An 11976-nucleotide genomic window follows, 5' to 3' on the forward strand; every position below is an offset into this window, starting at 1 on the left:
CCCCTTCAACAATTCCTGCAACGCCCCAGCTTCCAAACTCTCCAAATTATCCAAAATTACCAGCGTCCGACAATCTCGCAACGCCATTGTCACCGTCGCTGCATCGAAGAAAGTCTGCTCTAACACCACCCCAATCTCAGCCACCGCCACACCCACCGCATCCACCCCTTGGAATGCCGCATAGTCCACAAAACACACCGCCTCAAACATCCTCGTTTGACTCAGCCACCGCCCAGCTTCCACTGCCAAATAAGTCTTACCCTGTCCGCCAAAACCCGCGATCGTTAGTCGCCGCGTGCCCTGGACGAATGCCCGCTCGATTTGCCACAACTCCCGACTGCGCCCAAAAAAGCCCTCCTCCGCCACCGCTGGCAAGCGATGTTGCGGCGACTCGATCTGTGGTAACGTCTTCCCCTTCTTCAGCAGCGTAATATCGCCCCCCGCCTGATACCAAGCAGGTAAAAACCAGTCCGACAACTCTAGCTCGATCTGCTCCGTGCCCCGCCACCGCAGTCCCCGCTTTTGCTCGAAATACAAATCCTGCCGCGCATTCGCCAAAGCTATCCCCAAACTTTGCCCTGCCGCTAATTCCCCATAAAACTTGCCAAACAACTGCTCCGTGGTTGTCACCAACACCGAATAAGTCATCGCTAATACGGCGGGAATACCGCGATTGGTTAACTGCGCCGCCACACAACCCAAAGCATCCTCGCCTTGTCCCATCATTGCCGATTGACAAGCCGATAGCACCACCAAACTCACCTGCTGCCGATTCAGCGCGTCGCCTAATTTTTCCGCCGAAACCCGTTCCGCGCCACCATCCGCATCCTCAAATAGCAAATATCCCATCTCCAGCGATTTGCTGCCCTTCGTCAGCCCATCATGCTTACCAGCAGCAACTTCGCCATCGCTCGTAAACACACCATGCCCATCAAAATGCACGATATCAATTGGCACCGATCGATCTTGTAGTCGCTGCCGTAAATTCTTCAGCGTCGCCGGACGCAAAAACTCCACCACCACCCGCCCAGGAGCCGTTTGCTCGATCGCCTGTAATACCGCCTGCGCCTCCGACCTCGGATCGATAAACCCCGCCCCATCAGGACGACTCACCACCATCAACAATCGCAATTGTGCCTTCGGTTTCACCTCGATCGGTTTCCGACCACCTCCCGCCCCTGCTAACTGCCGCCGAATCGCAATCCGAGGCTGTTCGTGTACCAAATAAGTCCCACTCGGATCGCACAACAATTCCCACGGCAACCGCAATATCTCTGGCTGACTAGCCGCGATCGTGATTTGTCGCCCATCACCCTCCGCATCCTGAAATTCATTGAATAATCGCTCGGCAGATCGATCGGCAAACGCCGCCTGAAATAACCCCTGTCCCCACACCTTCAACTTTGCCACAATGCGCTCGGCGCGGCTATCATCCACATCCGCCGCATATTGCACCGGATAGGACTCTATATACCACTGCATATTCTCCCAATCCGCTTTAGTCAGGGGTGAGGTAAAGGGGATAGATTGGGTGGTTCGATCGTTCAATTTGATGGTGACTCGATCGATCTCACTAAAGCTCAAACTCAGTTCCAGCAACATCTCGCGCATAATCCCCTCCTCGGAGGGGCAGGGGTGGGTTACACACTACGCCAAACGCTAGGATGCTCCCATGCGCGATCGACTTGTGGGGGCAGAAACCCGACTTTTCCAAAAAGTCGGGTTTCTCGTAGCTCTATGTATTGTTCCCATAATCTTCGCAAAAAGCCTTCAACCCAATATGTGCGATTACCACGATCGCCGCTACAGCCAATGGTGACACCACATTCCCTGAAAATCCCATCGTTACCAAAACAGCACCCAACCGCTCCAGGGCATCCTTATTATTCAGATCGCCCCATTTATGCCACTGTTGATTTAATAATCCATCCTTATCGCAAATATCCGCCTTCGCCGCCCGTCCAAACTTCGCTAAAAAACTCAGCATTGGCTCCTTTGTCAAGCTTTCGATCGATTCTTTCTGTTTAGTTAAAGCTCCACCTGGATCTAATTCATCACCAGAACGATAAGCCGCCACACCTTGCTGACGCAATTCTTGTAACTGTCGATCGATCTCTGCGGACAATTCATCAATCTCAGTCGCTGTAAAAATTTCGGTCATAAAATTTGCCAGAATAATAAGTAGATTCTAGCAAGATATCTCGATCGATCGCGTGTGATGGAGTGTTCGGACCGGATCGATCGATGCGGGACTAAACATTAGATTTTGGGACATTTGCGATGTTCGCCGTTAGTTTGAATCCAAATTAAGTGTTTGATTTTTCCTTGTCGATCTTTGATGAATAAATACTTACCTAAATTACCTGTTTTTTGACTTGCTACTGTAAATTCATTACCAGCTTTGCTCTGAGTTTTTTGAAGTTTGGCTTTGCCATCTGCTGTTTCAGCAAATAGTCGATCTTTTTGACGAGATATCTTGACTGCATAGCGACCAAAGTCATAATTTCCAGTGTAGCTATTTAAAGTGGAGTTATCATTAGCCAGCAGCCACCCATTTTTAGTTATTGCTGACAAATTAGCGATCGTCGATGATAGGCTATTGCGTACTGATGGAGTAATTAGTAAGCCACCACAAATAGCTAAAGCGATCAAGGTCTTAATTGGTCGATCGCGGACAGCTTTTCGATCGGTACTGGCGATAATATGTTTACCAAATACAATTCGATCGATCTCGCACAAATTAACGCGAGTTCGAGTCGGCGATCCAGCTTCTTGAATCTCAATTACTCCCGATGGATCGCCACTTGTTTTTGCTAATAATTTAGATTGAGAACCATATAAATCTAGACTGATCGGTCGCCCTAATCTGAACAAAGCTTTTGCAAAGCCTCCCCATTTAAACTTACTAAAAACAATCCGAATCTCCTTAATTTGGTCTAGGGTAACTGGATTATCGTGCTGGTAGATACTGGGAAGATAGCGATCAATAATATCCCCAGTCAATATTTTAGTACCATGTAAAAATATCTTATCCCATGTTGCTATTTTGCCAATTTCTTCAATGATTTGATCGTGATTTTGACCGCCGACTCGCTCGATCTCCAGTCCATCTAGTACTTTACCTTTGAGTTCTTCATCTAGTAATAAACCGATCGCGGAAGAGAATAGTTGTTCGTGTGGTTTTAATTTATTATTTTCCTTGGCTAAATACTCCTCCAATCGATCGGGTGTAATCACATCGAGATTTTTGGCGATGAGTCCGCTAGTAATTCTTAGCGATTTATTCATAAGAATTAACTTCTGACAGACTCGATCCGGCTCGATGCTGATGCCTCGATTGCGTAGATACTCTACTAATAGTTTCATCTTCAGAGTATTGAGCGATAGTACATTTTCATGTTCGATCGTTCTGCCTGTAGATGTTTTTTGAATCCAGCGATCTCGATCGATCGAAATCGTCAGAGATCCACCCCAATTCTTGCACTCGATGACATACAATCTCTTGGCAGTAACCACGATTAAATCGATTTCGCGCCGACGGCGATTGCGTGGATCTGGCAATCTTTTTGCTGCAAAAGAGTGACAACCTCGAAAGCTATAGTTTTCACTAACAATTACCCGCAGTTTATCTTCAGCCTCGCGCCCTGCGAGGATGCCGCCATCTTCTTCAATTGGACTGAGATTGGTTTTCCTAATTTTATGCCATACTTCAAAATGATCTTGCCAACTAGCCACGCTCGATTCTACTCCATCACTAACCATTAAATGAGGACACCGGTAGCATCAAACGATGGAAACTATGCTTGAATGTGCTCACTTTTCAGTCTAAACTCGATTTTACTCGATTGCCTCAGCTATCTTGCTCGGCGGCTCGGATTGGAAACCAATGTGAAAGTAGTAGAATTAATTTAGACAACCCTTTCAATTAATCGCGATCGATGGATACTAATTCACTCATTCCCATTTTCGGTACTGTGGCTTTCGGACTACTCGTCATCGTGACATTAGGCATAGTCTATCTTACTGGATTGGGTTGGCGCGATCGACAACGCCGCGAAGAAGATCGACGTGCTAAACGGTGAATTAGGTTTTAGGCTTTAGGTTTTAGGTTTTAGGCTTTAGGTTTTAGGTTTTAGGCTTTAGGTTTTAGGTTTTAGGCTTTAGGCTTTGGGAACTACCTATCGATTTCCGAATCCCGAATCCCGAATCCCGAATCCCGAATCCCCATTCCCCCATCATAAAAATTAAAACGAACCATGAAAAACTGATGGATTTGATTCTTTGCCACACTACGGCAGATTTTGACGCACTGGGAGCGGCGGTGGGATTGGCGAGGCTGTTACCAGGGAGTAAAATTGTGCTCACAGGTGGCGCACATCCCCCTGTCAAAGACTTTTTGGCACTATATCGAGATGAGTATCCATTCATCGAGCGGCGGGCGGTAATACCAGCCCAGATTCGCTCTCTGAATGTAGTCGATACTCAGCAACGCAATCGATTGGGGAAGGCTAGTGAATGGTTGGATTTAGGCTATTTACAGTCGATCGTAGTCTACGATCATCATTTAGGGCAAGCAACAGATATTCTGGCAACGCAGGTACAAATCGAGCCTGTGGGAGCTACGACGACGATAATTGCCGAGCAATTGCAACGAGCAGATATTTCGCTCACTACTGCTGAAGCGACGGTGATGGCTTTGGGTATTCATGTGGATACTGGCTCGTTGACGTTTGAAATAAGTACGGCGCGGGATGCATTAGCTTTGGGGTGGTTGATGCAACAAGGTGCGAATTTAGTAGTAATTAGAGAGTATCTCGAACCTGGGTTATCGTCACAGTTGCAACAGTTATTGCAGGTAGCTCTGAAAAATATTCAATATTTAGCTGTTGGTGGTAAGACTATCGGGTGGGTAACACTTAAAACAGAGCAATTTGTGTCGGGATTATCGAGTGTGGTAGCTCAGATTCGATCTAGCATATCCGAGCTGGATGTCTTATTGCTAGCCCACGAATTTCCAGTGGGAGAAAGTGAAAATCGGGTGACGATTATCGGTCGATCGCAAATTGCCGATGTTAATCTTAGTATATTATTCCAACCATTAGGCGGTGGCGGACATTCTCAAGCAGCATCGGCGAGTATGCGCGGTGTCGATGTACAAGCTATTTTAAAACAGCTTGTCGAAGCAATTAAAACCGCGATTCCTCAGCCCCCCACCGCCAGAGACTTGATGTCTGCACCCATCCGCACGATTCGCCCCGAAATCGCAATTGCTGAAGCTCAAAAGATTTTATTACGTTATGGGCACTCTGGTTTACCGATCGTCAATTCAACAGATACACTAGTCGGCATTATTTCTCGTCGAGATTTGGATATCGCCTTGCATCATGGTTTTAGTCATGCACCAGTCAAAGGATACATGACAACTAATGTTAGAACTATTGCTCCAGATACCACACTGCCACAAATAGAGGCGTTGATGGTGACTTATGACATCGGTAGATTGCCAGTATTAGCCGATGGAAAGTTGATAGGAATCGTCACTCGTACCGATGTTTTGCGAGAGCTACATCAATATAGCAAGATTGTTACCCCCCCAACCCCCCCTTCTAAAGGGGGGGCTTTTACCCCATCCCCTGATAAAGAAGTGGGGACTCTTACCCCCTCCCCTTTCCAAGGGGAGGGTTGGGGTGGGGTAAAAATCTCCGCAGCAAATCAAACAAACATAGACGGAAATATTCTCAATCTCCAACAATTGCAAGATAAACTTGCCCCCAAACTCTGGGAATTACTGATGAAAGCTGCCCAAACAGCCGCACAAGAGGGTTGGCATCTTTACCTCGTCGGCGGTGCTGTGCGCGACTTACTATTAGCCGAGACAACAGCACAGAATTTATCAATTAAAGATATCGACTTGGTAGTTGATGGCTTTCACCAAGCCGCAGATGTCGGTGCGGGTGTCAAACTTGCCACCGCTCTCCAACAAATTTACCCAGCCGCGCGTTTAGACATCCACGGGGCTTTCCAAACGGCGGCGTTACTCTGGCATCAAGATCCCGAATTTGACTCGCTGTGGGTGGATATTGCCACCGCTAGAACCGAATTTTATCCCTACCCCGCAGCGAATCCTGAAGTAGAAGCGAGTTCGATTCGTCAAGACTTATATCGGCGCGATTTTACGATTAATGCGATGGCTCTAAGGCTGACACCCGCGACAACTCCGCCCCTATTAGATTTTTTTGGCGGGTTACTAGATGTACAAAGCAAAAAAATTCGAGTTTTACATCCCAATAGTTTTATTGAAGATCCGACGCGGATTTATCGCGGCGTGCGATTTGCGGTGCGCTTGGGCTTTGGAATTGAAGCTCAAACCGAAGCCTATATTCGTTATGCCATTAGTAGCGGCGTTTATATTAACACCGAAAATCGTAAAACTCCTGCGCTCCAAACCAGACTGAAAACTGAATTAAAACATCTACTCCAAGCAAATTATTGGCAACCAGCTCTAGAGCTATTAGCTGATTTGGGCGCATTACAATGCATCCATTCAACGCTGAAGCTAGATCTAGAATTATTGCAGCAACTAAAGTTACTAGAGCGGTGTTTGCAAAGATTCGATAAAGAACAAACGATCGTTCATTGGCAACTACGGTTAGAATCAATTGTCGCTTACCTGAAACCAGAATATCGCCAGCCAGTAGCCAAAAATCTGCAATTACCAGAAGATAGCATCAATAGGTTGGAGAATTTAGATCGATCGCAAGCCAATATTACACTAACACTATCAAATTTTCAGCGCGTCAGTCAAGTAGTCCAACTGCTGAAACAATACGATTTACCGATGTTAATTCTAATTGCTGTGCGGTGTCGAGGTATTATTCCCATTCGTCGTCAAATTTGGCAATATCTAACAGTCTGGGTTAATATTCAACCAATTTTAAATGGTAACGATTTGCGACAATTAGGTTATGAACCAGGCCCGCAATATCGCCAAATACTAGATAATTTATTAGCAGCAACTTTGGATGGAGAAGTCATCGATCGATCTACTGCTGAAGAATTTGTCCATCACAGAATGCTTGGTAGGGGAAATTCATGAAGCGGCGTTTTTATTCGGGGGTTCCCCCCGAATAAGAAAACGACAAGACATTGCCCCTACCAAGCATTCTGCATACCCAGCTAATCATTATTCACCCAATTTTTAAATTGTTGACGTTGGAGATCGGAAGTATGTTCTAGTGGTTGGACGTGGTATTGTTGCGATCGAGGTACACCTAAAGTAATTGGGAGTGTCATTAATCGATCGGCATGAAAAATCGTGATGTTAATTTGTTGCCCAGGCTGATATAATTTAAGTCGATCGTTTAATTTGTCGCTACTAACTTTAAATCCATCGATCGCCAGTAATTCATCACCAGGATCGATTCCTGCTAATTGCGCGGGAGAATCGCTAGCTACGCATTTAATTACTTCTCTACCATGCTCGCTTTTAACGGTTATTCCCAGATATGGAATATTTGCATCAACGGGTTTTAGCTCGATGCCAAATGGCGCAAAGTAATCATTAAATGGTAACTCTTCGACACCATGAATATATCGATCGTAAAATTCAGTTAAATCTCGATCTGCAACTGATTCGATAATATTTTTTAGTTGGGTTTCGCTGAAACCAATTTCGGCTTTCCCAAACTGTTCCCACATCGCCATTAAAACATCATCGAAGGATTTAACGCCTTGAGTTCGATCGCGAATCAATAGGTCTAGTAACAATGTTACCATTTCCCCTTTGAGATAGTAGGAAATTTGGGAATTAGAACTGTTAGCGTCAGGACGATATAATTTAATCCAAGCATCAAAACTAGACTCGCTTAATGGCTGTACTAATCGCCCTGGTGTCGTCAAAAAGCGGGTAATTTCCTTACTGAGTTCGGTTAAAAATTCTTTCTCGTCATAAATTCCCGCACGTCTAGGAATCAGTAAATCGTAATAACTAGTTGTGCCCTCACTAAACCACAGCGAAGGTGTATAATTTTCACCTTCATAATCAAATTTTTCTAAAGCTGCGGGGCGAATCCTTTTGACATTCCACAGGTGGAAAAATTCATGGGCGACTAACTGCATAAAGCGATGATGTTTCTCTGCACCCTGAAAATTAAAGCGAGGATATAGGAGCGAACAACAATTTTTGTGTTCTAATCCACCACCACCACTCGGAGAGAGATGGAGCAAGAAAATATATTCTTCATACGGTAATCCGCCGAAGATCTTAGCTTCAACTTCGACGATCTTTTTAATATCGGCGATCGCAATTTGCGGATCTAAATTGCCTTCTCCCCACACCACCAGTTGATGGGGTTTATCCAACACGGTAAAATCATAGATATGCTGACAACCGATTTCAAATGGGCTATCGACTAATGTATCAAAATCTTTAGCCAAGAAAGTATGAGAACTAATTTCTGGAAGTGGCGTGGTAACTTGCCAATCGGGATAAGGTGGCTTAATAGTAAGCTCGATCGAACAGTGTTCGTATCCAGGTACATAAAAACACAATGCGGCTGGATTAAAATAGCCATGAGTCGCATCTAAATGATTAGTTCGCACGGTTAATTCATTCGCAAACATCCGATAACTAATGGTAATTTCAGTGCTATTATTCGTCTGAATTTGCCAATGATGTTTAGATAATTTTGTCGCAATTAACTGTTTGCCTTCACCCGTTACCGCTGCAAAATCTTGTAATTGCTTAGAATATTCTCGAACTAAATACGAGCCAGGAGTCCACACGGGCATTTTTAGATCCAGTACCTCACTATCCCAATTACTCACCGTCAACTTTACCTCAAACAGATGCGTCTGCGGCTGCGACATCCCTACTTGATAAGCCAACTTCGGCACATAAACTTGACTTGGATCAGAAATAGCAAACGTGCCTTGAGTCATCAGTAAAAATTAGGGAAAAAAGAGTAAATGTTAAAGGATTGAGCGATCGTGAGTGGACAACCTTAACTATCAATCATCAATTATCAATTAATTAGTCCGTATTTCTTGTGCGGCTAAATAGACTTGACTCCATTCTCCCATCACTTGATTGGTTTTGATATGGAGAGATTTGGCGATCGCTTCTACAGAAGTACCAGCTTTTAAGCCCATCATAATCTCACGTTGTTTTGGATCTAAACTCGCACAAAATTTGTCCCATTGAATAGGAGTTAAACCCAGATTATGTTCTTGCAGAGAAATTTGCAACCATTGAGAAACCAGTTCGGACTCGGCTTTGATTGCAAATACCTTGAGTGTATGGTAGTTAATTTTTTCGCGGAGTCGATATACTTGTTTGATATCCATCTTCAAAGCAAGGGCGATCGCATCTGGTGATTTACCTTGAAGATAGAGATCGAGCCATTCTCCCGCTGCGGTACTAACATTTTCAATTAAATAATTGCGGAGCGATCCTTTAACTCGATCGCGAGTAAGTTGAGTTTCTTCTAATTCTTGCTGTTGATGATAATCATCTTGAGCTTGTCTATCGAGGAGACTGAGCGTAGAGTCGCTATCGCCAATAATTTCATCAGAAACTAACTTGACTAAATCACCTTGAGGGATATTCGTTACGCCACCTTTTTGAGATCGACGGAGATAATTGATAAACCGATGAGCGAGTAATGGTTGATTGCGAATTGGACGCAAACAATATTCTTCAATACTTGCAAATAATAGGGTATCTCGCAAGCGAGGATTTTTGGTACATTGCCCAATCCAGGCAATTTGCTGTTGAATATATTTATCACCCTGAAGCAATTCTTGAATCACTTCTTGCAATACATCTAGGACATTGCGCTGTCGATCGTTACTCAGCGTCAGCCATGCTCTAATTTTATCCCGCAAGACTGCCAATCCACCCAACCGCTGCATCAGATTTTTATACGCCCGTTCTGGTGGCAATCCGAGGTATCTTTGAATCAGGATACGTAACCGATAATCCATCGCTCGATCGGCAATTTTGAGGTGTTCTGGATCGAGGGTTTCGAGGCGTTCGCTATTTTCGCCGAGGACCCAGTTGAGAATACTTTTTTGGGTGGTAGCATTTTGTCCGCTACATTCTAGTGCAATTTTTTGCTCCCACTGGGTGGCGATGGCGATTTTATCTATTATTCCCTTAGTCATCTGGCGGTTACTCCTGTCCCCTCGGTTTAAATTAAGGCGGCGATTGAAATTAGTAGCTCCGATCCACAATATAGCTGATGATATTCGATTAACGGGGCGGCTGAATGGCTCGATCTAGATGTCTACTCGTTAGACAATGACCATCACAGTTAACGTAAATCTTAAAGATAGTATAATCGTCAAGCAAAGCCAGATGTAGCCTTTAAAAATATCTTAATCATCTTGGAGTTGCTTTTAAATTGTTGGATCGGCGTTGAATCGGGGTGAAGTACATGAGTCGGCAATCGAGTAGTTTGTTCCAATTTGTATCGAAAGTTTATACTGTGAGGCTGCTGCCTCTACATAGCCCCTGTTGTCAAAACTAGATAATTGTCGTCGCACCCTAATTTTACCGATCGAAATTTAGTTTTTAGACGATCGAGTAACTACAATTTTAGCGATCTCGATCGCTCAGATCTAGCGATCTCACTGGCGTAGCTTCATGAGAATTGCTGGCAATCTAGTGCCACAAACGATCGTCGATTTCAATCGACTAGCTATAGTCTAACTAAATTAACTACTGGATCGATCCGTAAAAGGCGATCGATCCAGTAATAAAAGTAACTAAAAAGTCACGAGACAACTTGTTTTATGTTGTCTCGCGATTTTTTACGCCAAAAGACGTAAACTTTCAATTAAAACGAAATAATTAAATACCCAGCCTGAAACTTTGCACCAGTGACACTAGATCCTTTTAATGGTGGTGGTAACAGAATATTCCGGCGGCGATCTCCAGCCTCGATCGTCACCTCTGGCCCCGATTGAGTCAGCTTTACTTGGGTTTTATCAAAACCAGGTAAATACAGCCGGACCTCGCGATTGGGGATGTCGATCGTCATTGGTTTGGGGACGGTTACAGCTTGACTAAAATCTGGCAGTGCATCGACTAAAGGTTGCCAATCAGTACCAATCCGAGTGGGGACGATCGTCACCGCTAAGGGGTCAAATTCCGCCGTGATCGCATTGTTAGCATCGCCTTGATTAATAATGACCCCGCCGATCGTTAACCCCGACTGTTGGGCACTACCCCAGAAATATTTAGCAGTAGCAACTGCGGCGAGATCGTCATTTGTCACTAAATAACCCACCACTCGCTGGGGATTGCTAATGATGGCTTGAACTTGAGCTAGAGCGGTAGTTGCCTCCTGAATCGGTTGTGACATCACACTCTCCCCCGTCCAGGCTACCGTGAGGATTGCCGCCATTGTCGGTTGCATAATGGGGGAGATCGTTTTCCACAGATCTGATTCTTCGACTACAGCGATAAAGCGACGCAAATACCAACCGAGATTATCTGGCATTCCCGCCATTGATAAAGTTGTCATGTCGCCACTGCCATCATAGACAATGACATCATACTTCCCACTAGCATCATACTTGCGGAGGGCATTGAGAGCGATCGCGCTATCCATGCCAGGCAGAATCGCTAATTCTTGCCCGTAAACATTGCGCAAAATTGGCGATCTCAAGTACCGCGCTTCAACTTGCTTGACTTCTTCCCAACCGCGTTCGATTTCCACAGTCGCCGAGATCGAAACTACTTCTAGATTCGCGCCAATCGATTGGGGTGTATCGGCGAGGGGAACACCCAGCAAGATCCCAGTTGCTGGCGTAGGATCTTGACTGACAAATAATACTCGCCGACCGAGGTTAGCTTGTTGTTTGGCGGCGGCGATCGCTACCGTAGTACGACCGGAACCGCCTTTACCAAGGAAGGTGAGAATTTGGGGCATATTATTCTACAACTTTGAGTTCATCTTCAAAAAACCAGGT

At 45.0% G+C, this 11976-nt stretch carries 8 protein-coding genes; 2 read left to right on the forward strand and 6 right to left on the reverse strand.

The window, feature by feature from the left end; all coding sequences use genetic code 11:
- From RMO55_RS17560 to RMO55_RS17570, 3 genes are all read right to left on the reverse strand, one after another.
- The coding region (locus RMO55_RS17560; RefSeq protein ID WP_310428656.1) for a CHAT domain-containing protein at positions 1-1611 on the reverse strand (1611 nt) is incomplete at its 3' end.
- Positions 1612-1735: 124 nt separating this feature from the next.
- Positions 1736-2161: a hypothetical protein gene (locus tag RMO55_RS17565; RefSeq protein WP_310428658.1), complete on the reverse strand. Its 426-nt coding sequence runs from the start codon at positions 2159-2161 to the stop codon at positions 1736-1738.
- 98 nt (positions 2162-2259) lie between these two features.
- Positions 2260-3762 (reverse strand): nuclease-related domain-containing protein, encoded by a 1503-nt coding sequence (locus RMO55_RS17570; protein WP_310428660.1) that lies wholly within the window; start codon positions 3760-3762, stop codon positions 2260-2262.
- 176 nt (positions 3763-3938) lie between these two features.
- Between RMO55_RS17570 and RMO55_RS17575 the strand changes: the two genes are divergently transcribed.
- Together RMO55_RS17575 and RMO55_RS17580 are read left to right on the forward strand one after the other, a co-directional pair.
- Positions 3939-4082, forward strand: coding sequence for a hypothetical protein (locus tag RMO55_RS17575; RefSeq protein WP_310428663.1), 144 nt, complete (start codon positions 3939-3941; stop codon positions 4080-4082).
- 185 nt (positions 4083-4267) lie between these two features.
- The gene (locus RMO55_RS17580) at positions 4268-7096 is read left to right on the forward strand and encodes a CBS domain-containing protein (RefSeq protein ID WP_310428665.1); all 2829 of its coding nucleotides are present in this window, start codon (positions 4268-4270) and stop codon (positions 7094-7096) included.
- An 80-nt stretch (positions 7097-7176) separates the two neighbouring features.
- Here the strand turns inward: RMO55_RS17580 and RMO55_RS17585 are convergent, their stop codons facing one another.
- From RMO55_RS17585 to RMO55_RS17595, 3 genes are all read right to left on the reverse strand, one after another.
- A complete protein-coding gene (locus RMO55_RS17585) occupies positions 7177-8940 on the reverse strand; it encodes a M61 family metallopeptidase (protein WP_310428667.1) in 1764 nt (587 codons plus the stop codon).
- A gap of 87 nt (positions 8941-9027) precedes the next feature.
- Positions 9028-10164, reverse strand: a complete 1137-nt coding sequence (locus RMO55_RS17590; protein WP_310428669.1) for a HetZ-related protein 2 — start codon at positions 10162-10164, stop codon at positions 9028-9030.
- A gap of 674 nt (positions 10165-10838) precedes the next feature.
- Complete coding sequence (locus tag RMO55_RS17595) at positions 10839-11936, reverse strand: ArsA family ATPase (RefSeq protein ID WP_310428672.1); 1098 nt, start codon at positions 11934-11936, stop codon at positions 10839-10841.
- Positions 11937-11976 lie beyond the last annotated feature (40 nt).

The organism is Chamaesiphon sp. VAR_48_metabat_135_sub, assembly GCF_031418915.1.
Classification (GTDB): domain Bacteria; phylum Cyanobacteriota; class Cyanobacteriia; order Cyanobacteriales; family Chamaesiphonaceae; genus Chamaesiphon.